Here is a 23,140-nt window from a genome sequence, read left to right on the forward strand (position 1 = left end):
GTGAGTTTCCACGCGGCCCGTACCCCAAACCGACACAGGTGGTCAGGTAGAGAATACCGAGGCGTTCGGGTGAACTATGGTTAAGGAACTCGGCAAAATGCCCCCGTAACTTCGGGAGAAGGGGGGCCACAGGGTTTGAAGCTCTTTACGGGCTAGGACCAGGTGGCCGCAGAGACCAGCGAGAAGCGACTGTTTACTAAAAACACAGGTCCGTGCGAAGTCGCAAGACGATGTATACGGACTGACGCCTGCCCGGTGCTGGAACGTTAAGAGGACGGGTTAGTCCGCAAGGGCGAAGCTCAGAATTTAAGCGCCAGTAAACGGCGGTGGTAACTATAACCATCCTAAGGTAGCGAAATTCCTTGTCGGGTAAGTTCCGACCTGCACGAATGGCGTAACGACTTCTCGACTGTCTCAACCATAGGCCCGGTGAAATTGCACTACGAGTAAAGATGCTCGTTACGCGCGGCAGGACGGAAAGACCCCGGGACCTTTACTATAGCTTGGTATTGGTGCTTGGTTCGGTTTGTGTAGGATAGGTGGGAGACTGTGAAGCCCTCACGCCAGTGTGGGTGGAGTCATCGTTGAAATACCACTCTGATCGTACTGAGTGTCTAACCTCGGACCGTGATCCGGTTCAGGGACAGTGCCTGGTGGGTAGTTTAACTGGGGCGGTTGCCTCCCAAAGGGTAACGGAGGCGCCCAAAGGTTCCCTCAGCCTGGTTGGCAATCAGGTGTCGAGTGCAAGTGCACAAGGGAGCTTGACTGTGAGACCGACGGGTCGAGCAGGGACGAAAGTCGGGACTAGTGATCCGGCACTGGCTGGTGGAAGCGGTGTCGCTCAACGGATAAAAGGTACCCCGGGGATAACAGGCTGATCTTGCCCAAGAGTCCATATCGACGGCATGGTTTGGCACCTCGATGTCGGCTCGTCGCATCCTGGGGCTGGAGTAGGTCCCAAGGGTTGGGCTGTTCGCCCATTAAAGCGGTACGCGAGCTGGGTTTAGAACGTCGTGAGACAGTTCGGTCCCTATCCGCCGCGCGCGTTGGAGACTTGAGGAAGGCTGTCCCTAGTACGAGAGGACCGGGACGGACGAACCTCTGGTGTGCCAGTTGTCCCGCCAGGGGCATGGCTGGTTGGCTACGTTCGGAAGGGATAACCGCTGAAGGCATCTAAGCGGGAAGCCTGTTCCAAGATGAGGTCTCCCACCACCTTGAGTGGTTAAGGCCCCCAGCTAGACCACTGGGTTGATAGGCCAGAGATGGAAGCCCGGTAACGGGTGGAGTTGACTGGTACTAATAGGCCGAGGGCTTGCTACAAAAATGCTACGCATCCACTGTGCGGTGTCTGAGACACCAACCACCCCCACCCGGGGCGCCCATCAAGGGCCTGTACCGGGGTTGGGTTGAGTGTTGGATAGTTTCATAGTGTTACGGCGGTCATAGCGGTGGGGAAACGCCCGGTCCCATTCCGAACCCGGAAGCTAAGCCTGCCAGCGCCGATGGTACTGCACTGGAGACGGTGTGGGAGAGTAGGACGCCGCCGGACTTCTTTCACCCCTGGCCCCTCGCACACGCGAGGGGCCAGGGGTATTTCTGCGTCCGGGCGCAACTGGTGCGCACGCGCGCGAGACGACGGCGCCGGTCCCGCCTAGGCTGGCGGGGTGAGCACTCCGCGCGTGCTGGTCGTCCAGCTCTCCGACATGGATCCCCCGGCGCGACTGGCCGACTGGCTCGTCGAGGCGGGCGCGGTCGTCGAGGTCACCCGCGAGGACGCCCTCCCCGCCGACGCGAGCACCCACGACGCGCTCGTCGTCCTCGGCGGGCCCATGGGGGCCAACGACACCGCGGAGCACCCGTGGATCCTCGACCTGCGCAGGCTGATGGCCGACGCGGTGACCAAGCGGGTGCCGATGCTCGCCATCTGCCTGGGCGCGCAGATCCTCGCCACCGCCCTCGGCGGCCAGGTGGAGGTCGGTGACGAGGGCCCCGAGGTCGGCCGCGGCCTCACCGCCAAGCGCGACGCGGGCTGGGCCGACCCGCTGGTGGCCGACCTGCCGCTGATGCAGGACGTGGTGCACTTCCACCACGACGTGATCACCCGGCTGCCCGCGGGCGCCGAGCTGCTGCTGTCCGCCACCCGCTACCCGCACCAAGCGTTCCGCGTGGGCACCTGCGCCTACGCCACCCAGTTCCACGTCGAGACCACCCCCGAGGTGTTCCGCGGCTGGCTGGAGCTCGACCCCGAGGGCGCCCGCTGGGCCCGGCCCGTCGACACCACCGACGAGGGCATCGCGGAGCTGCACGCCGACCTGGAGCAGGTGTGGAAGCCGTTCGTGCAGCGGTTCACCCGGCTCGCCGCGGGGGAGCTGGCGCCGGTGGCGAAGAACCTGCTCTGACCCATGGCCGACCGCGTCACCACCTCCACCGCCCGGTTCGGGCTCACCGATCCCCGCGCCGAGGCCGAACTGCGCGCCGCCGGGCTGTGGGACGACCGCGGCCCGGTCGCCGAGCACGAGCCGATCCTGTCCGCGCTGTCCCGCAGCCCCGACCCCGACCTGGCCCTGCGCGGCCTGGCCAGGCTGCGCGAGGCCGACGAACCCGGCTGGCCGGAGCTGCGCGCCGCCCTGGTGGCCGACCGCCGCCTGCGCGGCAGGCTCGCCGCCGTGCTCGGCGGGTCGAGCCCCCTGGGCGACTTCCTGGCCGCCCGCCCCGAGGAGTGGCGGCGCCTGCACGGCCCCGGCACCCCGCCCGCCCGCTACACCGATGAGCTGCTCGCCGCGGTGCGGGCGGCGGGCGGGGGTGAGCAGGGGCCGGTGGCGGAGCTGCGCGGCACCGAGGCGGTCAAGGCGCTCAAGTCCGGCTACCGCGGGCTGCTGCTGGAGCTGGCGGCCGACGACCTCGCCCACGTCGTCGAGCGGGAGCTGCCCGCCCTGGACTACGAGGTGGTGGCCGACCGGCTCAGCGACCTGGCCGAGGCCGCGCTGCGCGCCGCGCTCGCGGTGGCGTGGGCGGAGAACGGCGGCGCCCCCGCGCAGGACGGGTGCCGGTTGGCGGTCATCGCCATGGGCAAGTGCGGCGGGCACGAGCTCAACTACGTCAGCGACGTCGACGTGATCTTCGTCGGCGAGGGCGACACCGGCCTGGCCACCCGGGTCGGCTCGGCGATGATGCGGGTGGCCACCGAGGCCTGCTTCGAGGTCGACGCCAACCTGCGCCCCGAGGGCCGCAACGGCGCCCTGGTGCGCACCCTCGACGGGCACCTGACCTACTACAAGCGGTGGGCGCGCACCTGGGAGTTCCAGGCGCTGCTCAAGGCACGCGCGATCGCGGGCGACCCCGAGCTGGGCCGGGGCTACACCGACGCGGTGGCGCCGCTGGTGTGGACGGCGGCCGACCGGGACAACTTCGTCGTCGACGTGCAGGCGATGCGCCGCCGGGTCGAGGACCACGTGCCCTCCGAGCTGGTCGAGCGCGAGCTCAAGCTCGGCCGCGGCGGCCTGCGCGACATCGAGTTCGCCGTGCAGCTGCTGCAACTGGTGCACGGCCGCGGCGACGAGACCCTGCGCATCGGGTCCACCGTCGACGCGCTGGCCGCGCTCGCCGCGGGCGGGTACGTGGCCCGCGCGGACGCGGTGGAGCTGGCCGAGTCCTACCGGTTCCTGCGCACCCTGGAGCACCGGTTGCAGCTCCAGCGGTTGCGCCGCACCCACCTGTTCCCCGCCGACGAGGACACCGACGACATCCGCTGGCTGGCCCGCGCCACCGGCATCGGCGCCGAGGGCGGCAAGTCCGAGGCGCAGGTGCTGCACGCGGAGTTCCGCAGGCGCGCCAACCGGATCCGGCGCCTGCACGAGAAGCTGTTCTACCGCCCGCTGCTGGAGGCGGTGTCGCGGGTGCCGACCGGGGCGCTGCGGCTGACCGCGCAGGCCGCCCAGGCCCGGCTCGCCGCCCTGGGCTACACCTCCCCGCAGGGCGCGCTCCAGCACATCCAGGCGCTGACCTCCGGGGTGAGCAGGCGCGCGTCCATCCAGACCGCGCTGCTGCCGGTGCTGCTCGACCTGCTCGGCGGCACCGCGGACCCCGATGGCGGGCTGCTGGCGTACCGGAAGGTGTCCGAGGCGCTGGCCGCGACCCCCTGGTACCTGCGGGTGCTGCGCGACGAGGGCGCGGTGGCCGAGCGGCTGGCGTTCCTGCTCGGCACCTCCCGGCTGGTGCCGGACCTGGTGGTGCGCGCCCCGGAGGTGCTGCGGCTGCTCGCCGACCCGAAGGAGCTGACGCTGCGCGACCCGGAGGAGGTCGCCGCGTCGCTGCGCAACGTGGTGCGCAGGCACGGGTACCTGGGCAACGCGGTGATCGCGGCGCGGTCGCTGCGCAGGCACGAGCTGGCCAGGGTGGCGTGCGCGGACCTGCTGGGGTTCATGGACGTGCTGGCGGTGTGCTCGGCGCTGTCGAGCGTGTGGAGCGCGGTGCTGGAGGCAGCCCTGCACGCGGTCGACCGGGCGGAGGCGGCGTCGGCGGGCGGGCACCTGGCGCGGATCTCGGTGATCGGCATGGGCAGGCTCGGCGGCGCGGAACTGGGCTACGGCTCCGACGCCGACGTGCTGTTCGTCTGCGAGGCCGCCGAGGGCGTGTCCGACACCGACGCGCTCAAGTACGCCTCCCGGGTCGCCACCGCCGTCCGGCGGCTGCTGGGCTCGCCGTCGCAGGACCCGCCGCTGCAGGTCGACGTGGACCTGCGGCCGGAGGGCAGGCAGGGGCCGATCGTGCGGACCCTGGAGTCCTACCGCGCCTACTACGCCCAGTGGTCCGAGGTGTGGGAGTCGCAGGCGCTGCTGCGGGCCCGGCCGGTGGCGGGCGACGCCGACCTGGGGGCCCGGTTCATCGCGATGGTGGACCCGGTGCGCTACCCCGAGGGCGGGCTGACCGACGACGAGGTGCGCGAGATCCGGCGGATCAAGGCCAGGGTGGACACCGAGCGGCTGCCGCGCGGCGCCGACCCCACCACGCACACCAAGCTGGGCCGCGGCGGGCTGGCCGACGTGGAGTGGACGTTGCAGCTGCTGCAACTGCGCCACGCCCACGAGCACCCCGCGCTGCGCACCACCTCGACGATGGCGGGCCTGGCGGCGGCGGTGGACGCGGGCCTGATCACCGCGGCGGAGTCGGCGGAGCTGACCGGGTCGTGGCTGCTGGCCACCCGCGTGCGCAACGCGATCACCCTGGTGCGCGGCAAGCCCACCGACCAGCTGCCCACCCAGGGCCGGGAGCTGGCCGGGGTGGTGGCCGCGCTCGGGTCGACGGTCCCGGGCGACCTGGACGACCCCGGTGAGTTCCTCGACCACTACCGCCGCACCACCCGCCGCGCGCACTCGGTCATCGAGCACGTGTTCTACGACGACTGACCGGCTCTATGACCACGGCCACGGCCCGCCGCGGTGAGCGGCGCTTAGGCTCGGGGCATGAGCACGCCATGGACCACGCGGGTGCGGGTGCGCAGCTTCGAGCTCGACGCCCTGGGCCACGTGAACCAAGCGGTCTACCACCAGTACGGCGAGATCGCCCGGGTCGAGGGGTTCGCCGCCGCGGGCTGCGACTGGCAGTCCCTGACGGCCTCCGGCGCCTCCCCGGTCCTGCTGGGCTCCACCATCGCCTACCGCCGCGAACTGCGCGCAGGCGACGCCGTCGACATCACCTGCGAGCTGAAGTTCGGCTCCGGCAAGACCTTCGACTGCCGCTCGGTGATGACCAAGCTGGACGGCACCGTCTCCGCCGAGCTGACCTGCGTGCTCGGCGTGATGGACCTGACCGCCCGCAAGCTGGTGGCCGACCCCCGCGCCGCCATGGAGTCCTGCGGCCTCGACCTGTCCGTCCTCAACGGCTGACCCCGGGTGGTGCCGCCCGCGGCGGCACCACCCGGTCGACGGTCAGACGGCGTGGGCGGCGGGGGCGTTGACGCGGCGGAGGAGTTCGGTGGCGATGGCGGCCGAGCGCAGGTCGCCGGGGCCGTAGACCGGGACGTCGACGTGGGCCTGGGCCTCGCGGATGGCCAGCGGTGACTGGGTGAGCACGCCGCTGATGGCGAGGACGTGGTGGCCCGCGGCCTGGAGGGCGCGGACGCCGAACAGGGCGCCGGAGGAGTCGACGGCGGAGAACAGGACGCCGTCCGCGAGGGCGCGGGTGGTGGGGTGGTTGAGCAGTTCGGCGGTTTCCGGCTGCAGCAGGCCGTCGGCGATCTCGACCACCACGGCGTCGACGTCGGCGGCGGTGAGGTGGGCGTGCAGGCGCTCCAGGCCCGCGGCGATGCGCGGCAGCGGCATGCGGAACGTGGTGGCCATGCCGATGTCGGTGAAGTCCAGGGCCAGCGCGGCGCCCGCGTCGCGGAACAGCCAGGGGTCGCCGCCCGCGGCGGTGCCGGTGACCTTGGTGGCGCCGACCCGCAGGCCCGCCTTGGTCAGCCCGTGCACCAGGGAGGCGACGGTGGTCGTCTTGCCCGAGTTCATCGAGGTGCCGACGACGACGAAGGTGGGCACCCAGCGGGTGCTCGGGGCCACCGGGGGCAGGGCGAAGTCCGCGACGTTGAGCGGGCGGCCGTCGGCGTCGCCGAGGCGGGCCAGGACCCGCACCGCGGTGGGGGGCTCGGTGCTGGCGTGCCTGCTGCGCACCTTGCCCAGCACCCCGCCCGCCGCGACCAGGTCGCAGTCGCCGAAGTCGTCGGGCAGCTCGGCCTCGAAGTGGTCGGGCGCGTAGCGCGGCGCGTAGGCCACCAGCAGCGTGTCCCCGGTGAACAGGCGGGACTTGCGCCCGCTCGCCAGCTCCAGCTCCTTGTGGTGGCCCACCGAGGTGACCTCCGCGAGCACCAGGTCGCCGTGCTCCGGCCGGTGGCCCTCCGGCAGCGGCAGCGCCACCAGCGCGTCGTCGGTCAGGGCGCGTGCGGCGTAGGCCTTCTTGGGGCGGTCGGCGCGCACGGGGTCCAGGGCAGCGGACATGGGTGTTCCTCGGGTGTCAGCGCGTGGGACCGCCGCCCGAGAACCGGGACGGCGGGGTGGTGCGGGGAGCGTAGGGCTTCCGCGCAGATCGTCGCGCGCAACACGGCTGTAACGCAAGTAACACATTTGATGAACACGAGTGGTCCGCCCGGGGTAACCGGCTCACCCCCACGCGCACCGAACCGGGCGAAAAGCAACCGGCGCCCGACCCCCGTGGTGGGGGCGGGCGCCGGTCGGTGGTCCGGACCGCTCAGCCGGTCACACGTCGTAGTACAGGCCGAACTCGTACGGGTGCGGGCGCAGGCGCAGCGGGTCGATCTCGTTCTCGCGCTTGAGCGCGATCCAGGTCTCGATCACGTCGGGGGTGAACACGCCGCCCTCGAGCAGGTAGTCGTGGTCGGCCTCCAGGCTGTCGAGCACCGCGTTGAGCGACGCGGGGACCTGGGCGACCTCCTTGGCCTCCTCGGGGGGCAGCTCGTAGAGGTCCTTGTCGATCGGGGCCGGGGGCTCGATCTTGTTCTTGACGCCGTCGAGGCCCGCCATGACGATCGCGGCGAAGGCCAGGTACGGGTTGCCCGAGGAGTCGGGGCAGCGGAACTCCACGCGCTTGGCCTTGGCGTTGTTGCCCGTGATCGGGATGCGCACGCAGGCGGAGCGGTTGCGCTGGGAGTAGACCAGCGACACCGGGGCCTCGTAGCCGGGCACCAGGCGGTGGTAGGAGTTCACCGTGGGGTTGGTGAACGCCAGCAGCGACGGGGCGTGCTTGAGCAGGCCGCCGATGTAGTGGCGGGCGGTGTCGGACAGGCCCGCGTAGCCGGACTCGTCGTGGAACAGCGGCTGGCCGTCCTTCCACAGCGACGAGTGCACGTGCATGCCGGAGCCGTTGTCGCCGAACAGCGGCTTGGGCATGAAGGTGACGGTCTTGCCCGCGTTCCACGCGGTGTTCTTGATGCTGTACTTGAACAGCTGCAGGTCGTCCGCGGCGTGCAGCAGGGTGTTGAACCGGTAGTTGATCTCGGTCTGGCCACCGGTGCCGACCTCGTGGTGGGCGCGCTCGACGGCGAAGCCCAGGCCCTGCATGTTCAGCACCATCTTGTCGCGCAGGTCGGCGTAGTGGTCGACCGGCGGGACCGGGAAGTAGCCGCCCTTGTAGCGGGTCTTGTAGCCCAGGTTCTTGCCCTCGGCGTCGGCGGTGCCGGTGTTCCACCAGCCCTCGACCGAGTCCAGCTCGTGGAAGGAGCCGTTCTCGGTGTAGTCGAAGCGCACCGAGTCGAAGATGTAGAACTCCGCCTCGGGGCCGAAGTAGGCGGTGTCGGCGAAGCCGGACTCGGCGATGTACTGCTCGGCCTTGCGGGCGATGTTGCGCGGGTCGCGGGAGTAGGCCTCGCGGGTGAAGGGGTCGTGCACGAAGAAGTTGAGGATCAGCGTCTTCTCTTCGCGGAAGGGGTCGATCCGCGCGGTGTACGGGTCGGGCAGCAGCAGCATGTCCGACTCGTGGATCGACTGGAAGCCGCGCACCGAGGAACCGTCGAAGGCCAGGCCCTCGTTGTAGGCGTCCTCGTCGAAGCTCGACGCCGGGAGGGTGAAGTGCTGCATCACGCCCGGCAGGTCGCAGAACCGGACATCGACGAACTTCACGCCCTCTTTGGCGATGAAGCCCAAGACCTCGTCGGAAGACTTGAACACGCTGGTTGGCTCCTCACGTCTACTCCGCCGGCCGCGACCGGCCCACCGCACCGAGCGGAGCACAAAGATCGCGTCCGTCCGCTCTGCGTGATGAAACTATGGGGGTGGTGTTGCCCGGTAATCACCCTTGTGTTTCGCACGGGTTAACGGCGTGCCCACCGGGCCTGGCGCGCCGCACCGGGCAGCGGCGAGCATGCCGGCTCGTGCCGCTCCCGGCAGCGCGTCCTACGCTGGAGGGGTGAGCAGGTGGACAGGCTCGTGGCTGCCCGGGTCCGGTGACGAGGTCAGCGCCCAGCGCTGGCCCGGTGAGCGCATGGGGCTGCCCGAGCGCGGCGAGGGCTCGGTGGCCTCCGGCGGGGTGCGCTTCCTCGCCCTGGTCGTGGACCTGGTGCTGGCCTCGCTGGCGACCTCGATCGCCATCCCGTTCGACTTCGACGACCCGGCCGCGATGTGGACCCGCAACCTCTGGGCGGGCGCGGTGTGGCTGCTGATCACGGTGGCGGGCGTCGGCCTGGCCGGGTTCACCCCGGGCAAGGCGCTGCTGGGCATGCGGGTGGTGCGCATCGACGGGCAGCCGATCGTGGGCCCGGTGCGCGCGCTGGGCCGGGCGGTGCTGACCGGGATCCTGGTGCCCGCGGCCATCGTGGACAAGGACGGCCGCGGCCTGCACGACCGGTTCGTCGGCACGGTGGAGCTGCGCACCCGCTAGGCGGTTCCACATCGCGCGCGGGGCTGGCTAGTTGACGGGGCAGGTGGTCGCAGCTGGGGGACGATGCCGGGTGGGGACGCGGGGGGTCAGCCCTATCGGGACGGTTCCTCGGCCAGGTGCACCGCGAGGCCGGTCGGCTGGAACCCGACGGTCCGGTACACCCGGTCGGCGTCGGCGCTGCCGGGGGTGAGCCAGGCCAGGGTGACCCCGGCGGACTCCACGGCGGCCCGGGTGGCGTGCGCGGTGACGAGCGCGCCGAAGCCCTGCTTGCGGTACTCCTCCTCGGTGGCCACCCCGGCGACCTCGGTGACCCCGTCCGCCACCGGAGTCCAGGACGCGACGGCCACCGGGTACCCGTCCTCGCGGGCCAGCACGGTGCCGCCGTCGCGCGGGTCGGTGCGCAGCGGGGTGGTGGGGGTGCTGTCGTCGCCGATGCCGAACGCCCCGGCCGCGATGCGGTGGGCGGTGCGCAGGTCCTCGTCGGTGGTGACGACCTCCACGGTGACCCCGGGGGCCGCCTCGGGCACGACGAGGTCGCCCGCGTGCAGGGTCAGCACGGGGATGCGCAGGGTGACGGTGAAGCCGAGCGAGGTCAGCGCCCGCACCGCGCCGGGGGCGGCCTCCTCGATCAGCTCGAAGCGCAGCGTCCCCTCGGGGAAGGCCGAGCGCAGCGCGTCGAGGCCGCGGTCGACCTCGTCGGGGTCCTCGACGGGTTCACCGGGGCGGGCGGCGACAGTGTAGTTGAGGTAGTCGGGCCCGTCCGGGGCGATGAGCCCGGTGAACGGGCCCGCGGGCACCAGGGTCCGGGTGCGGCTCAGCCCGGCCAGCTGGGCGGCGGCGATCCGGACTGCGGTCTTGGCGGCGGCGTCCACGCCCCGACCGTATAGCTCGGTGCCCCGCCCAGCCCAGTGCGATCAGGCCAGTGCGTCGAGGTCAACCTTGACCGGGAACGGTCGTACGGCCTCGAAGACCCCGGTGGTGGGCTGCTCGGCGGTGTAGCGGCCCTCGTCGGTGAGCCGGTGGGCGATCAGCGAGACCCCGTCCGCAGGATCGACGACCCAGTAGTCGGGGATGCCCGCCTGGGCGTAGTCGATGGGCTTGATCAGCCGGTCCATGCGCCGGGAGGTCGGTGACACGACCTCCACGACGAGGACGACGTCGGCGGCCCGCAGCATGGTGCCCTCGCGGTCAGCGCGATCGGCGGCGGCGCGGTCGTAGACGATCAGGTCCGGCCTCCTGCTGGTGCTCGGCTCTCCCGGAGCGGAGAGCCGGAGGTCGATGTCGACCTCCAGTGAGATGTCCAGCTCTGGTGGGAGCTGGGCTTCGACCTGGTGGTGCAGCCTGGCTGAGACGCGCATGTGCGCACGGCTCGGACTCGGGGACATCAGCAAGCAGCCCTCTTGCAGTTCGGTGTACCCGCGCTCGGTCTCGCCGAGCGCGGCGTACTCCTCGATGGTCAACAGGTGCGGTTCGGGACCGTCCTGCGCGGGGCACGGCATCGCGATCACGGGGTCCTCCTCGCTCTTGTCGACCATGCAAGCCAGGTTAGGCCGTTCGGTGCAAGCTGTGGCGGTGAGCGGTCGAGACCGCTCGGTGGGCGGTGCCGGTCAGCGGCGGCGGATGGTGCGCTGGACGCTGCGCATCTTGGCGCCCGCGGGCATCGGGCCCTTGGGCAGCGCGGCGCCCTTGGTGGCCAGCGCGGCCAGCCGCTTCTCCAGGGTGTCGATCTCGGCGGGGCGCAGGTTGTTGGGCAGCTTCATCAGGTGCCGCTGGAGCTTGGCCAGCTCCACCTGGCCCTCCTCGTGGCCGACCACCACGTCGTAGATGGGGGTCTTCTCGCCGACGACGCGGGCGACGCGCTTCTTCTCCTGGGCGAGCAGGCCCTTGACCCGGTGCGGGGCGCCCTCGGCGACCAGGACCACGCCCGGGCGGCCGAGCACCCGGTGCACGGCGTCGAGCTGGGTGGTGCCCGCCACGGTCGGGGTCACCTTCCAGCGGCCGCGCAGGTTCTCCAGCGCCCACGCCGCCGCGCCGGGCTGGCCGTCGGCCTTGCCGTAGACGTTGCGCTGCACCCGGCGGCCGAAGATGATCACCGCGACCAGCACGCCGAACACCACGCCGACCGGCAGCAGGAACCACTGCGCGTCGAAGAGCAGGCCCAGCAGGAAGAACGCGGCCGCCACCACGACCAGGGCGCCCACCATCCACGGGATGAGCCCCTTGTCCTCCTTGCGCTGCATGTTGAACGCCTGGAAGATCTGCCCGCGCTTGGCCTTCGACTCGGCCTTGCGGGCCGCCTTCGCCGCCTTGGCCGCCGCCTTGTCCTGCTTGTCCGCCATACCGGCCAGTTTACGGGGCCGCCTCCCACGACCACGAGCCGCGCTCTGCGAGGATGCCCGGCATGGCTGGCGACCCCCGACCCGTGGACCTGCTGGCCGGACTCGACCCGGAGCAGCTCGCCGCCGTGCGCGCCCCGCGCGGCCCGGTGTGCGTGCTCGCGGGCGCGGGCACCGGCAAGACGCGCACCATCGTCAGCCGGATCGCCACCCTGGTCGGCGACGGCCACGTCAGCGCGGGCCAGGTCCTCGCGGTCACCTTCACCACCCGGGCCGCGGGCGAGATGCGCACCCGGTTGCGCGGGATGGGCGTGGTGGGCGCGCAGGCCCGCACCTTCCACGCCGCGGCCCTGCGCCAGCTGCGCTACTTCTGGCCGCGGGTGGTCGGGGACGCGCCGTGGGACCTCGTCGAGCACAAGGTGCGGCTGGTGGGGCAGGCCGCGCACCGGGTCGGCACCAGCACCGAGCGCGAGGCGCTGCGCGACCTGGCGAGCGAGATCGAGTGGGCCAAGGCGTCGCTGGTGGCCCCGGAGGACTACGCCGCCGCGGCCGCGCGCGCCCGCCGCGACCCGCCCGCGGCCGCCGAGCTGGTCGCGCGGGTCTACGCCGGGTACGAGGCGCTGAAGAACCAGGCCCGGGTGCTCGACTTCGACGACCTGCTGCTGCACACCGCGGCGGCGCTGGAGGAGAACCGCGAGGTCGCCGAGGAGTTCCGCGACCGGTACCGGTGCTTCGTCGTCGACGAGTACCAGGACGTCACGCCGTTGCAGCAGCGGGTGCTCGACGCGTGGCTGGGGCCGCGCGACGACCTGACCGTGGTCGGGGACGCGAACCAGACCATCTACTCCTTCGCCGGTGCCTCGCCCCGGCCGCTGCTGGACTTCACCCGCCGCTTCCCCGAGGCGACCGTGGTGCGCCTGGAGCGCGACTACCGGTCGACGCCGGAGGTGGTGTCGCTGGCCAACCGGGTCATCGGCGCCGCGCGCGACCGGCCCGCGGGCTCGCGGCTGCGGCTGGTCGGGCAGCGCCCGCCCGGCCCGAACCCGGTGTTCGCCGAGCACCCCGACGAGCCCGCCGAGGCCGCCGCGGTGGCCGCGCGGGTCAAGGAGCTGGTGGAGTCCGGGGTCGCGCTGAGCGAGATCGCGGTGCTGTACCGGGTCAACGCGCAGTCGGAGGTCTACGAGCAGGCGCTGGCGGAGCTGGAGATCCCGTACCTGGTGCGCGGGGGCGAGCGGTTCTTCCAGCGGGTCGAGGTGCGCCAGGCGGTCGCCGCGATCCGCACCGCCGCCGCGGCCGACCCGGAGGGCGAGCTGCCCGCGCTGGTGCGCGCGCTGCTGGCGCCGCTGGGGCTGACCGACGAGCCGCCCGCGGGCGGCACCCAGCGCGAGCGGTGGGAGTCGCTGCTGGCGCTGGTGGAGCTGGCCGAGGAGCTGGCGGCGGCCGAGCGGGGCGCCGGGCTGCCGCGCTACGCCGCCGAGCTGGAGCAGCGAGCCCAGGCCCAGCACCCGCCGACGGTCGAGGGCGTGACGCTGGCGTCGCTGCACGCGGCCAAGGGCCTGGAGTGGGACGCGGTGTTCCTGGTCGGGCTGGTCGAGGGCACCATGCCCATCCAGCACGCCGACGGCGACGACGCCGCGGTCGAGGAGGAGCGGCGGCTGCTCTACGTCGGGGTCACCCGCGCCAGGGTGCACCTGTCGCTGAGCTGGGCGCTGGCGCGGGCCGAGGGCGGCAAGCGCTACCGGCGGCGCAGCCGGTTCCTCTACGGGGTGATCCCGGACAACGACCCGGCCGCCCGGGTGCCCGCCACCCGCCAGCGCGAGCAGGGCGGGGGCCGCGCGGTGGAGCGGCCGAAGTTCTGCCGGGTCTGCGGCGACGCGCTCTACGGGATCATGCCGATCAAGCTCGGGCGCTGCTCGGACTGCCCGGCCGAGGTCGACGAGGGCCTGCTGGACCGGTTGCGCGAGTGGCGCCACGAGCGGTCGCGGGCGCTGCGCGTCCCGGCCTACGTGATCTTCACCGACGCGACCCTGCTGGCGATCGCCGAGCAGCGCCCGGTGGACCGCGCCGCGCTGGTCGCCATCTCCGGCATCGGGGCCGCCAAGCTGGACAGGTTCGGCTCCGAGGTGCTGTCGCTGGTGGCGGGCGGGGCCTGATCCGAGGCCTGTGACCGGGGTCACATGAAGTTCTGGAAATTCGGTTGCACGGCCTCCGTCGAGGCCAATAACCTGCACAGGCGGTCGCGGGAAGCGACCGGAAGACGCAGCTACGAGCACACGCGCAGGAGGTGGTCCCCGGTGAAGTACACCACGCTGAATCTGCTGGGCACCACCGGCAAGCCGTTGCCGACGTGCTCGGATCTGCCGATCTTCGGGGGCGGCCTGGATGCCCAGGCCGGTCGTGAGCGTGTGGCCGCTCTGGGGGCGTCCGCTGCACACATCGCTGCACTGACCACTGTCCACACGACTGCCCAGGGCGGCATGCCCACCCTCGGCGGTCAGACCGTTGTGACCGCCACCGGTCTCGACGTTCCGGCGCGTCCGCGTTCCGCGCTCGGGGAGAGCCTGACGACCTAGGTCATCGAGCTCCTGGCCCCGAGGCCGCGGAATCCGCCACCGGATCCCGCGGCCTTTTTGTTTGCCCAACAACGGTTCACCGACCTCAGCGCCTGGTGATGCCCGCCAGGCGACATCCGAGTCAGGAGTTCTCCCACCATGTCCACCCGCACTCCGCTGCCCGGCGGAGACCTCTCCGAGCTGATGGAGCAGTCCGCATCGGGGGTGAGCGAGCTGCTCGACGCGGCTCCCTCCGCCGGGTTCGACCTGCCCTGCCGCTCCGCCGACAACCCCGACCTGTGGTTCGCCGACGCGCCCGCCGACCTCGAGCGCGCCAAGACCCTCTGCGGCGACTGCCCCGTCCGCGCGGCCTGCCTGGCCTCCGCGCTGGCGCGGCACGAGCCCTGGGGCGTCTGGGGCGGCGAGATCTTCGAGCGCGGCGTCGTCATCGCCCGCAAGCGCCCCCGGGGCCGCCCGCGCAAGGCCGACGTCGCCCGCGACGCCGCCGAGCGCGCCGCCCGGAACGGGGTGGCCGCGTGAACCCCCAGGTCAACCCCGTCCTGTTCACCTTCAAGCCCGAGAGCCCGCACATGCTGATCCACGAGAACCTGGCCAGATCCCATACCCGGGAGGCGGAACGGGTGGCGCGCGAGCGCCACCTGGTCCGCAGGCTCAGCGCCGCCCGGCGCTGGAGCTCGCTCGCCCGGTGGGTGCAGCGGCGCGCCGATCGCGCCGTCGCCGACCTGTGAGCCCCGCTCCCACCCCGACCGCGTGACCCGACCGGGGGGACCGGGCCACGCGGTCGGGGCGACCTCGACCCCGACGACGTCCACGACCACCACGACGCGCACGACGCGCACGACGCGCACGACCGTGACGCCCGCCACCACGCCGGTGGCGGGCGTTCGGCCGTCGAGAGGTGGGAAACGAGATGGAAACGACGTCGTCATGGCGGTCCGGGCCCGCCGGGCATAGAGTTCTGGTCCACTGTTCCCGACGGCCTTGGGGCACGCGTTGGTGCAGAACCTCCACGACACGACCGGGGCGAGCGGGCGCAGGCGCCTGCGCCGCCGCGCAGAGATCGGCCGCACGGGCGCCCGCTTCGGCCCGCCCGGCCAGTGGCGGGTGGCCGCGGAGGCCGACGAGGAGCCGGACACCGCGGGCGAGGACGACCACGGCCCGGTCGGCGCCCGCTTCGGCACCTCCGCCCGCAAGCGCAAGCGCGCCGCCCGCGACCCCGACCCGGTGGCCGCCGAGACCCCCGACCCCGACCCCGACCAGGCCGAGTTCGACGGGTACGACGACGCGCCGGGGTTCGCCGACCTGCCGGACGACCCGGAGCTGTGGGGCGACGCCGACTGGATGGCCCGGCCCGAGTCGCACACCCTCGTGCGCCCCTACGCCTGGACCCGCGGCCGCACCCGCACCCGCGCCGACCTGGCCATCGAGGCCCTGGTGAGCACCGTCGCCCCGGACCGGGCGACCTCCTGGGAGCACCGCTCGGTCACCGACCTGTGCGCCGTGCCCCGCTCGGTCGCGGAGGTCTCGGCCCTGCTGAACCTGCCGCTCGGCGTGGCCAGGGTGCTGCTGGCCGACCTGGCCGAGTCCGGCGCGGTGGTCGTGCACGCCCGGGTCGGCGGCGACGCCCCGGACCTGGCGTTCATGGGCCGGGTGCTGGCCGGGCTGCGCAAGCTGTGAGCACCCGCCTGGGCGGCACCTGCGCCGAGTGCTCCGCCGACCGCGCCGCCGCGCCCGCCCTCGACGCGCTCACCTGGGTGCCCACCACCGAGGGCGGGCGCACCACCTGGCTGTGCCCGCCCTGCGCCCGCGCGCACGTCCGCGACATCGAGGGCAAGCTGCCCCCGGAGCACTGGGCGGGCCGGTCCACCTGAGGGTGGGGGCCGGGCGGTCCCGCAGGATGACGGCGGCGCACCCCCGCCGGGGTTACCGTCTGTGGTGTGTTGATCGCCGAAGAGCTGCTCGTCCTGCTGACCCGCGACTCCGGCAAGCCCGCCCGACCCACCACCGAGGTCGACCGGGCCCTGGCGGGCGCGGTGCTCATCGAACTGGCCACCCTCGGCCTGGTCGACGTCGCGGGGCCGGGTGAACCCGTCCGCCGCGGCGGGCTCGTCCTGCGCACCGGCCCGCGGCCCGACCACCCGGTGCTGCGCGCCGCCCTCGACGTCCTCGGCCAGCGCGAGGGCCGCTCGGCCAAGTCCGCCGTGGAGAAGCTGGCCCGCGGCCTGCGCGCCTCGGTCACCGACAGCCTGCTCCGGCGCCGCGTCCTGGAGCGGCGCGACCACCGCGTGCTCGGCCTGTTCCCCGCCACCCGCACCCCGGTGCGCGACCGGGCGGTGGCGGCGCGGCTGCGCGGCTCGGTGGTCGCCGCCCTGACCGGGCCGGGCAGGCCCGAGCCGCACGCCGCGGCCCTGGTCACCCTCCTGCACGCCATCGGCGCGCTCACCACCGCCGTGGACCTGCCGGACCCGCGGGCCGCCAAGGCCAGGGCCAAGCAGATCTCCCAGGGCGACTGGGCCGCCGACGCGGTCCGCAAGGCGGTGGCGGCGGTGAACGCCGTGGTCATCGGCGTCGTCGTCTCCGCCACCGCCGCCGCGAACTCCTGACCCGCGCGGGGGTCAGCTGTCCGGGTCGGCGAAGCCCGGCAGCCAGTGGGAGATGATGTCGCGGATCGCGACGTGGGCGTCGAGCTGGCAGAGGATGCCCGTCGCCCCCGCGGTGACCCGCTGGATGAGCAGGTACTGCGGCGGCAGGTTGAGCGAGCGCCCGGTCTTGAAGTCCTGACCGCGCATGTCGCCCACCCGGCCCGCCTGCCGCTGCATCCAGCGGCGGGTGAAGTGGAAGACCTCCACGGAGGCGGGCTCGGCGAACGGGCCCAGGTAGGCCAGCACGTCGTTGGGGTCGAGCTTCATGCCGGGGCGGATGAAGTGCTCGGCGCGCATCAGGGCGGACAGCTGCTCGGGGTCGCCGTCGACGGCCAGCCGGGTCATCACGCCCAGCGGGCGCGGGACGCCCTCGGGCAGCCGGGCGATGGCGCCGAAGTCGATGACGCACAGCCTGCCGTCGGGGGTGAGCATGAAGTTGCCCGGGTGCGGGTCGGAGTGCAGCAGGCCCACGCGGCTGGGCGAGGAGAAGTGGAACTCCGCCAGCAGCGTGCCCGCCCGGTCGCGCTCCTCGGGGGTGCCGCCCGCGATCACCTTCGACAGCGGGGTGCCCTCGACCCACTCGGTGATGGTCACCTTGGGGGCGCTGGCCACCACCCGCGGCACCAGCACCCGCTCGTCCCCGGCGAACGCCTTGGCGAACGCGCGCTGGTTGTCGGCCTCGGCGCGGTAGTCCAGCTCCTCGACCATCCGCTCCGAGAGCTCCTGCAGCAGCGGCTTCATCTCCACGCCCGGTGCGAAGGGCTGGAAGAGCCTGCTGAACCGCTGGAGCTGCCGCAGGTCCGACATCAGCGCCTCGTCCGCGCCCGGGTACTGCACCTTCACCGCGACCGACCGGCCGTCGCGCCAGACCGCGCGGTGCACCTGCCCGATGCTGGCCGCGGCGGCGGGCTCGTCGTCGAACTCGGCGAACCGCTGCGCCCACCCCGCGCCCAGCTGCTCGGCCAGCACCCGGTGCATCGTGCGCGCGCTCATCGGCGGCGCGGCGGCCTGGAGCTTGGTCAGCGCCTCCCGGTAGGGCTCGGCGAGCTCGTCGGGCACCGCGGCCTCGAACACCGACAGCGCCTGGCCGAACTTCATCGCCCCGCCCTTGAGCTGACCGAGGACGGCGAACACCTGCTCCGCGGTCTTCGCCGTGCGCTCGGCGCTGACCTCGTCGGCGCTCTGCCCGGCCAACCGCTTGCCCCACCCGCCGACCGCCCGGCCCGCGACCCCCAGGGGGATGCTGGCCAGCCGGGCCGTCCGCGCGACGGTCTTGCGTGGCATCTCAGTCACCCTGCGATTGTCCCCTCTTCCCCCGCCGTCGACACACCCCGGCGCCGGACCCGTGGCCGATGACCCCGGATTTCCCCGCGCGGGCACAGCCCACGCGCGGCGTGGCCAGTCTCTCCGGCCGCGAACTTGTCATCAACCGCCAAAGGACCCCGGCGCCCCCGGTGCGGCCCGGACGCCCCCGCGCCGCTCCCGCTCCCGTCGGACCGCCTCGCACCCGCACCGCGGGTGCAGCGGCCAGCGGCGCCGGGTGAGCGAGCCCACCAGCGGGTCCAGCTCCAGCACCGCCCCGACCAGCGGGGAGTCGAGCGGGTCGGTGCGGCCCAGCACCTCATGCACGTGCGCCGCGGCCAGCGCCGCGGCCGACCAGGAGGTCGCCACGTCCGCGGGCCGCGGCTTGCCCGCCAGCTGGGCGGCCACCACCGGCCAGCACCCGTCCAGGTCCGCCTTGTGGTGGTCGACACAGGTGAGGCAGGGCGTCCACCCCGGCACGACCAGCGGCCCCACCGCCACCACCCCGTCCTGGGCGACCACCGGCAGGTGCGGCCCGCGCAGCGCGCCCACCACCACCGGGTCCGGCACCACCGCGTCGGCCAGCACCACCAGGTCGGCCCGCCGGGCGGTGGTCACCGCCGTCTCCTCGGCCCGCAGCACCGCCGCGTTGCCCGCCGCGGCCCGGTCCGCGCCGATGTCGGCCAGCCGCAGCCCGGTGCCCAGGTCCTCCGGTGCGACGACCCCGCCGCCCGCCACCCGGACCCGGCGCACCCCGGCGGCGGCCAGCAGCCCGGCCAGCGCCACCGCCACCCGCCCGCCGCCGTGCACCACGACCGAGGCCCGCGCCCGGCGGTCGAGGTCGGCGGTGCCGCGCTGGGCGGCCAGGGTCGACTCGGCGGCGAACCGGGGCGGGTACCCGGGCCCCGCGCGCGAGGCGTCCTCGACCAGGCCCTGCTCGGCGAGCCCGCGCAGCACCTCGTCGAGCTCGGGCCCGTGGCGGCCCGCCACGCTGATCATCTCCTCGGCGGTGCGGCCGCCGCGCAACTGCTCGGCGGCGTCGAGGACGGCGGCCGGGACACCGCGCACGACGGTGGCCCGGCCGGGTGCGGTGCCGACCTGGAACTCGCCGGGGCGGCGGTGCAGCACGGCCAGCCCGGGGCGCAGCCGGGGGCGGTTCGGGAGGGGTTCGCGCATGCGCCGATCGTGCCGCTTTCCGCCGAATGGCGGGAAAAGTTGTCCACAGGCGAGAGTCACACCCGCGCGGTCCTCCCGGATTGTCGGTCGGTGGCCTTACCGTTGTGCCGTGGCTGAAGTCGAGGTGCGCCGGAGCAAGCGCCGAACCCGCACCGTCACCGCGTACCGCGAGGGGAACACCCTCATCGTCCTGATCCCCGCCCGGCTCTCCAAGAAGGAAGAGGCCCACTGGGTCGAGGAGATGGAGCGCAGGCTGCTGCGCACCGAGACCCGCAGGCGCGGGCCCAACCGCACCTCCGACGCCAAGCTCCTCGCGCGCTGCGCCGAGCTCAACGACCGCTACCTCGGCGGCCGCTGCGAGCCCGCCGCGGTGCGCTGGGTGCCGCCGATGCGGACGCGGTGGGCCTCCTGCACCCCCATCGACCGCACCATCCGGGTGAGCGAGCAGCTCAAGCAGGTGCCGCCCTGGGTGCTGGACTACGTGCTCGTGCACGAGCTGGCCCACCTGCTCGTGCCCGGGCACGGCGACGACTTCTGGGAGCTGGTGCACGCCTACCCCAGGACCGACCGGGCCATGGGCTTCCTGGAGGGCCTGTCGGCGGCCGCGGGCTGGGGCATCGCCGTCGAGTGAGCGCCCGCGCGGCACGGGCGAGCACGCGGAAGGCCCCGGTCCACCTGGACCGGGGCCTTCCGCCCGTCCTGCCGCGCCGGTGAGCGAGTCCGGGGCGCGGTCGCGGGTCAGCCGTCCGCGGGCTCGCCGCCCTGCTCGCGCCCGTCCTGCTCGGCGCGCTTGGCCTCGGGGGACTGCTCGGTGCGGTTGAGCTGCGCGATCGGGTCGTCGTCGAGCTCGGCGGGCGCGCTGAGCCTGCGCACGAAGTCGACCGGCTCGTCGAGGTCGTCGGAGGTGGGCATCAGGTCCGGGTGCGACCACAGGTTGTCGCGGACCTCGATGCCGTGCTGGTCGGTGACCATGCGCCACAGCGCCGCCGCCGCGCGCAGCTTGCGCGGGCGCAGCTCCAGGCCCACCAGGGTCGCGAAGGTCTGCTCGGCGGGGCCGCCGGAGGCGCGCCGCCGCCGCAGGGTCTCCCGCAGCGCGTCGGCACCGGGCAGCCGGTCGCCCACGGCCTCGCCGACGACGACGTCCACCCAGCCCTCCACCAGGGCCAGCAGCGTCTCCAGCCGGGCCAGGGCGTGCTTCTGCTCCGGGGTCGTCTCCGGCTCCAGCACCCCCGAGCGCATGGCCTCCTCGATGCTCTGCGGGTTCGAGGGGTCGACCTGGGTCGCCAGCTGCTCCAGCGCGGCGGTGTCGACCTTGATGCCGGAGGCGAACTCCTCCACCGCGCCCAGCAGCCGCTGGCGCAACCACGGCACCCCGGTGAACAGCCGCTGGTGGGCGGCCTCGCGGGCGCCCAGGAACACCATGACCTCGCTGGCCGGGCGCTCCAGGCCCTTGGTGAACACCTCGACGTTGGCGGGCAGCAGCGCCGCGGTGCCCGCGGGCCCCAGCGGCAGCCCGATGTCGGTGGAGGTCAGCACCTCCGCGGCGAGCTGGGCCAGCGCCTGCCCCAGCTGCGAGCCGAAGGCCATGCCGCCCATCTGCCCGACCATCGCCAGCAGCGGCCCGGCCTGCGCCTTGGCCTCGGCGGGCAGCGCGTCGACCCAGGCGCCGGACATCCGCCGCGCCACCGGGTCGCACAGCCGCTGCCAGGTCGGCAGGGTGTGCTCGACCCAGTCGCGCGCGGTCCAGGCCTTGGCGCTGGTGGCGCCCGCGGGCAGCGTGGTCACCGGGTCCAGCCACATCTCGGCCAGGTGCACCGCGTCGGTGACGGCCTTGGTGGCCTCGGAGGGGGCGACGAAGCCGACCTGCCCGGACAGCTTCTGCACGGCGATCTGCTTGGCCAGGTCGTAGTTGACCGGCCCGCCACCGCCCTGCCCCGCCTGGCTGAGCATCTGCCCCAGCTGGCTGAGCATCTGCCCGAGCTGGCCGAACCCGTCGAACGGGTTCTCCTGCCCGCCGGGCTTGGGGTTACCGCCTTCGTCCCGGTCGTCGGGGTCCGGCGGGGTGAAGCCGAACTTGAACTCGCTCATGCGTCCACGGTACGCGGCCGGGCGCGCCACGCGCTGTCCGGTGATCCGCCCCTGGCGAACGCACGTACGCTAAGGCGCTGTGAGCACCTCCACCGAAGCTCCCGCGACCCCGCCCACCCAGGACCGCGGGCTCACCCGCCGGGGTTGGACGGTGGCGGTCGGCGTCGTGCTCACCGCGGCGTTCCTGCTCGTCGGCCTGTTCGTCCCGGTGCCGTACGTGTCGCTGGGCCCCGGCCCCACCTACGACACCCTGGGCCAGGCGGGCGGCAAGCAGATCGTGTCGGTGCAGGGCGAGGAGACCTACCCGACCTCCGGGCAGCTGCGCATGGTGACGGTGTCGGTCAACGACGAGATCACCCTGTTCGGCGCGCTGGGCCTGTGGGTCAGCGGCCGCTACGCCCTGGCCCCCCGCGAGGAGTACTTCCGCCCGGGGGAGACCGAGGAGCAGATCGACCAGCAGAACACCAAGCTGTTCCAGGACTCGCAGAGCAACGCCCAGGTCGCGGCCCTGAAGTACCTCAAGTACCCGGTGAAGGTCATCGCCGCCCAGATCACCGCGGGCGCCCCCGCCGACAAGGTCCTCGCCCCCGGCGACGAGCTGGTGCAGGTCAACGGCAAGCCCATCTCGGCGGCCGCCGACGTCCGCGCGGCCCTGTCCGGCACCAAGCCCGGCCAGCCCGTCCCCGTCGCCTACCGCCACGACGGTGTGGAGAAGACCGCCACCATCACCCTCGGCAACGCCACCGACTTCGGCGCCGAGGCCCGCACCGAGGGCTTCCTCGGCCTGGGCGCGGGCGAACGCCCCGACGTCGACTTCACCACCTCCATCAGCCTGCAGAACGTCGGCGGCCCCTCCGCGGGCCTGATGTTCTCCCTGGCCATCGTCGACCGCCTGACCCCCGGCGACCTCGCCTCCGGCCACGTCATCGCGGGCACCGGCGAGATCGACGAGGAGGGCACCGTCGGTCCCATCGGCGGCATCCCCTTCAAGATGGTCGGCGCCAGGGAAGCCGGTGTCACCACCTTCCTCGTCCCCGCCGCCAACTGCGACGAGGCCAAGGCCAACGTCCCCGAGGGCCTCCAGCTCATCAAGGTCAACACCCTCTCCGACGCCGTCGAGCAGCTCGACAACCTCAAGGCAGGCCGCCCCACCCAGGGCTGCTGACCCGGGGCTGCCGGCCTTCGGGGCTCCCCGTGGCAGGCCCGGTTGGGCAGGCCCTGCCGCCCGTCCTCGGCTTCGACGGGTGCTCACCTTCTCGCACAACCACGACCCACGCTGACGCTGAGGTACCCCGGGCAAGGGGACCCCTGTTTTTAACGCTACCGGCGGGGAGCGACGAAACTCGACCCCCGCGAAAGGGCTGTGGACAACTCGGCCGACCAGCTCACGCCGCCAGACACCGCGCCTTCCCGCTTCTCCTTCTTCGCCCACGGCGCAACCACCTACGCAGCAGGCAGCCCGGCTACGGGGCTGCTCGATGCGGTGATCTTGTTTGGGTGGGGTAGGCGATCATGAGCTACCCTGTCCGGGTTGAGCGGGGCTCTTTTGGCCCCAGCTTTTCCCGCTCTCTCAGCTCATGATCGCCGCAGGGGCCCCGCCCGAACGAGATCACCGCATCGAGCCCGCGACAAACCCCCG

Annotated in this window: 21 protein-coding genes, 1 rRNA gene and 2 other annotated features; of the genes, 14 read left to right on the forward strand and 8 right to left on the reverse strand. The window is 73.0% G+C overall.

All coding sequences use genetic code 11. From position 1 onward, the window contains the following. Positions 1 to 64: 64 nt before the first annotated feature. Positions 65 to 429, forward strand: a sequence feature (23S ribosomal RNA rRNA prediction is too short). A 10-nt stretch (positions 430 to 439) separates the two neighbouring features. Beyond that, positions 440 to 1,308, forward strand: a sequence feature (23S ribosomal RNA rRNA prediction is too short). Between the two features lie 124 nt (positions 1,309 to 1,432). The 4 genes from rrf (at position 1,433) to BJP25_RS30515 (ending at position 5,885) form a co-directional block, all read left to right on the forward strand. Continuing rightward, positions 1,433 to 1,549: ribosomal RNA gene (gene rrf, locus BJP25_RS30500) — 5S ribosomal RNA — on the forward strand. Positions 1,550 to 1,664: 115 nt separating this feature from the next. Then, on the forward strand, positions 1,665 to 2,399 hold the full coding sequence (locus BJP25_RS30505) for a type 1 glutamine amidotransferase (RefSeq protein WP_233158340.1): 735 nt from the start codon (positions 1,665 to 1,667) through the stop codon (positions 2,397 to 2,399). Between the two features lie 3 nt (positions 2,400 to 2,402). After that, positions 2,403 to 5,405, forward strand: a complete 3,003-nt coding sequence (locus BJP25_RS30510) for a bifunctional [glutamine synthetase] adenylyltransferase/[glutamine synthetase]-adenylyl-L-tyrosine phosphorylase (protein WP_075978421.1) — start codon at positions 2,403 to 2,405, stop codon at positions 5,403 to 5,405. A gap of 57 nt (positions 5,406 to 5,462) precedes the next feature. Continuing rightward, positions 5,463 to 5,885 carry an acyl-CoA thioesterase gene (locus BJP25_RS30515; protein WP_075978422.1) on the forward strand — a complete coding sequence of 141 codons (423 nt, stop codon included), beginning with the start codon at positions 5,463 to 5,465 and terminating at the stop codon, positions 5,883 to 5,885. A 42-nt stretch (positions 5,886 to 5,927) separates the two neighbouring features. On the opposite strand, the gene BJP25_RS30520 is transcribed toward BJP25_RS30515, so the two are convergent. Both BJP25_RS30520 and glnA read right to left on the reverse strand, forming a co-directional pair. After that, the gene (locus tag BJP25_RS30520; protein ID WP_075978423.1) at positions 5,928 to 6,989 is read right to left on the reverse strand and encodes a molybdopterin-guanine dinucleotide biosynthesis protein MobB; all 1,062 of its coding nucleotides are present in this window, start codon (positions 6,987 to 6,989) and stop codon (positions 5,928 to 5,930) included. 258 nt (positions 6,990 to 7,247) lie between these two features. After that, positions 7,248 to 8,675 (reverse strand): type I glutamate--ammonia ligase, encoded by a 1,428-nt coding sequence (glnA, locus tag BJP25_RS30525; RefSeq protein WP_075978424.1) that lies wholly within the window; start codon positions 8,673 to 8,675, stop codon positions 7,248 to 7,250. A 238-nt stretch (positions 8,676 to 8,913) separates the two neighbouring features. Here glnA and BJP25_RS30530 point away from each other — a divergent pair, with 238 nt between their 5' ends. After that, positions 8,914 to 9,384: an RDD family protein gene (locus tag BJP25_RS30530; protein WP_075978425.1), complete on the forward strand. Its 471-nt coding sequence runs from the start codon at positions 8,914 to 8,916 to the stop codon at positions 9,382 to 9,384. Positions 9,385 to 9,476: 92 nt separating this feature from the next. Here BJP25_RS30530 and BJP25_RS30535 read toward each other — a convergent pair whose 3' ends face one another. The 3 genes from BJP25_RS30535 to BJP25_RS30545 form a co-directional block, all read right to left on the reverse strand. Then, positions 9,477 to 10,256: a GNAT family N-acetyltransferase gene (locus BJP25_RS30535; RefSeq protein ID WP_075978426.1), complete on the reverse strand. Its 780-nt coding sequence runs from the start codon at positions 10,254 to 10,256 to the stop codon at positions 9,477 to 9,479. 42 nt (positions 10,257 to 10,298) lie between these two features. Continuing rightward, the gene (locus BJP25_RS30540; protein ID WP_233158341.1) at positions 10,299 to 10,919 is read right to left on the reverse strand and encodes a Uma2 family endonuclease; all 621 of its coding nucleotides are present in this window, start codon (positions 10,917 to 10,919) and stop codon (positions 10,299 to 10,301) included. 72 nt (positions 10,920 to 10,991) lie between these two features. Continuing rightward, positions 10,992 to 11,723 (reverse strand): DUF4191 domain-containing protein, encoded by a 732-nt coding sequence (locus BJP25_RS30545; RefSeq protein ID WP_075978428.1) that lies wholly within the window; start codon positions 11,721 to 11,723, stop codon positions 10,992 to 10,994. A gap of 62 nt (positions 11,724 to 11,785) precedes the next feature. Between BJP25_RS30545 and BJP25_RS30550 the strand changes: the two genes are divergently transcribed. The 7 genes from BJP25_RS30550 (at position 11,786) to BJP25_RS30580 (ending at position 16,896) form a co-directional block, all read left to right on the forward strand. Beyond that, a complete protein-coding gene (locus tag BJP25_RS30550; RefSeq protein ID WP_084794726.1) occupies positions 11,786 to 13,873 on the forward strand; it encodes an ATP-dependent DNA helicase UvrD2 in 2,088 nt (695 codons plus the stop codon). 141 nt (positions 13,874 to 14,014) lie between these two features. Then, positions 14,015 to 14,293: a hypothetical protein gene (locus tag BJP25_RS30555; RefSeq protein WP_075978430.1), complete on the forward strand. Its 279-nt coding sequence runs from the start codon at positions 14,015 to 14,017 to the stop codon at positions 14,291 to 14,293. Positions 14,294 to 14,431: 138 nt separating this feature from the next. Beyond that, a complete protein-coding gene (locus tag BJP25_RS30560) occupies positions 14,432 to 14,812 on the forward strand; it encodes a WhiB family transcriptional regulator (RefSeq protein ID WP_075978431.1) in 381 nt (126 codons plus the stop codon). After that, positions 14,809 to 15,021 (forward strand): hypothetical protein, encoded by a 213-nt coding sequence (locus BJP25_RS30565; RefSeq protein ID WP_075978432.1) that lies wholly within the window; start codon positions 14,809 to 14,811, stop codon positions 15,019 to 15,021. The genes BJP25_RS30560 and BJP25_RS30565 overlap by 4 nt, the downstream gene beginning before the upstream one ends. 268 nt (positions 15,022 to 15,289) lie before the next feature. Continuing rightward, positions 15,290 to 15,970 (forward strand): DUF742 domain-containing protein, encoded by a 681-nt coding sequence (locus tag BJP25_RS36000; protein WP_233158362.1) that lies wholly within the window; start codon positions 15,290 to 15,292, stop codon positions 15,968 to 15,970. Beyond that, the gene (locus BJP25_RS30575) at positions 15,967 to 16,164 is read left to right on the forward strand and encodes a hypothetical protein (protein WP_075978433.1); all 198 of its coding nucleotides are present in this window, start codon (positions 15,967 to 15,969) and stop codon (positions 16,162 to 16,164) included. The genes BJP25_RS36000 and BJP25_RS30575 overlap by 4 nt, the downstream gene beginning before the upstream one ends. A 66-nt stretch (positions 16,165 to 16,230) precedes the next feature. Further along, entirely contained in the window at positions 16,231 to 16,896 is a 666-nt protein-coding gene (locus tag BJP25_RS30580; protein WP_075978434.1) for a GOLPH3/VPS74 family protein, read from the forward strand. 12 nt (positions 16,897 to 16,908) lie between these two features. Here the strand turns inward: BJP25_RS30580 and BJP25_RS30585 are convergent, their stop codons facing one another. Together BJP25_RS30585 and BJP25_RS30590 are read right to left on the reverse strand one after the other, a co-directional pair. Then, positions 16,909 to 18,219 carry an ABC1 kinase family protein gene (locus tag BJP25_RS30585; protein ID WP_075978435.1) on the reverse strand — a complete coding sequence of 437 codons (1,311 nt, stop codon included), beginning with the start codon at positions 18,217 to 18,219 and terminating at the stop codon, positions 16,909 to 16,911. A gap of 141 nt (positions 18,220 to 18,360) precedes the next feature. Beyond that, positions 18,361 to 19,413 (reverse strand): hypothetical protein, encoded by a 1,053-nt coding sequence (locus BJP25_RS30590; protein WP_075978436.1) that lies wholly within the window; start codon positions 19,411 to 19,413, stop codon positions 18,361 to 18,363. A gap of 124 nt (positions 19,414 to 19,537) precedes the next feature. Here BJP25_RS30590 and BJP25_RS30595 point away from each other — a divergent pair, with 124 nt between their 5' ends. Beyond that, the gene (locus tag BJP25_RS30595; RefSeq protein ID WP_075978566.1) at positions 19,538 to 20,044 is read left to right on the forward strand and encodes a M48 metallopeptidase family protein; all 507 of its coding nucleotides are present in this window, start codon (positions 19,538 to 19,540) and stop codon (positions 20,042 to 20,044) included. A 107-nt stretch (positions 20,045 to 20,151) separates the two neighbouring features. On the opposite strand, the gene BJP25_RS30600 is transcribed toward BJP25_RS30595, so the two are convergent. Next, positions 20,152 to 21,501: a zinc-dependent metalloprotease gene (locus tag BJP25_RS30600; RefSeq protein WP_075978437.1), complete on the reverse strand. Its 1,350-nt coding sequence runs from the start codon at positions 21,499 to 21,501 to the stop codon at positions 20,152 to 20,154. Positions 21,502 to 21,580: 79 nt separating this feature from the next. Here BJP25_RS30600 and BJP25_RS30605 point away from each other — a divergent pair, with 79 nt between their 5' ends. Continuing rightward, positions 21,581 to 22,666: a YlbL family protein gene (locus tag BJP25_RS30605; RefSeq protein WP_075978438.1), complete on the forward strand. Its 1,086-nt coding sequence runs from the start codon at positions 21,581 to 21,583 to the stop codon at positions 22,664 to 22,666. Positions 22,667 to 23,140 lie beyond the last annotated feature (474 nt).

Origin of the sequence: Actinokineospora bangkokensis (assembly GCF_001940455.1) — a bacterium.
In the GTDB taxonomy this organism is placed as follows: Bacteria; Actinomycetota; Actinomycetes; order Mycobacteriales; family Pseudonocardiaceae; genus Actinokineospora; species Actinokineospora bangkokensis.

Bases quoted from the DNA above. Each gene is read 5' to 3' on its own strand.
- BJP25_RS30585 (WP_075978435.1), bottom strand. From the start codon at position 18,219: ATGCCACGCAAGACCGTCGCGCGGACGGCCCGGCTGGCCAGCATCCCC.
- BJP25_RS30545 (WP_075978428.1), bottom strand. From the start codon at position 11,723: ATGGCGGACAAGCAGGACAAGGCGGCGGCCAAGGCGGCGAAGGCGGCC.
- BJP25_RS30600 (WP_075978437.1), bottom strand. From the start codon at position 21,501: ATGAGCGAGTTCAAGTTCGGCTTCACCCCGCCGGACCCCGACGACCGG.
- BJP25_RS30560 (WP_075978431.1), top strand. From the start codon at position 14,432: ATGTCCACCCGCACTCCGCTGCCCGGCGGAGACCTCTCCGAGCTGATG.
- BJP25_RS30590 (WP_075978436.1), bottom strand. From the start codon at position 19,413: ATGCGCGAACCCCTCCCGAACCGCCCCCGGCTGCGCCCCGGGCTGGCC.
- BJP25_RS30515 (WP_075978422.1), top strand. From the start codon at position 5,463: ATGAGCACGCCATGGACCACGCGGGTGCGGGTGCGCAGCTTCGAGCTC.
- BJP25_RS30520 (WP_075978423.1), bottom strand. From the start codon at position 6,989: ATGTCCGCTGCCCTGGACCCCGTGCGCGCCGACCGCCCCAAGAAGGCC.
- BJP25_RS30550 (WP_084794726.1), top strand. From the start codon at position 11,786: ATGGCTGGCGACCCCCGACCCGTGGACCTGCTGGCCGGACTCGACCCG.
- BJP25_RS30540 (WP_233158341.1), bottom strand. From the start codon at position 10,919: ATGGTCGACAAGAGCGAGGAGGACCCCGTGATCGCGATGCCGTGCCCC.
- BJP25_RS30510 (WP_075978421.1), top strand. From the start codon at position 2,403: ATGGCCGACCGCGTCACCACCTCCACCGCCCGGTTCGGGCTCACCGAT.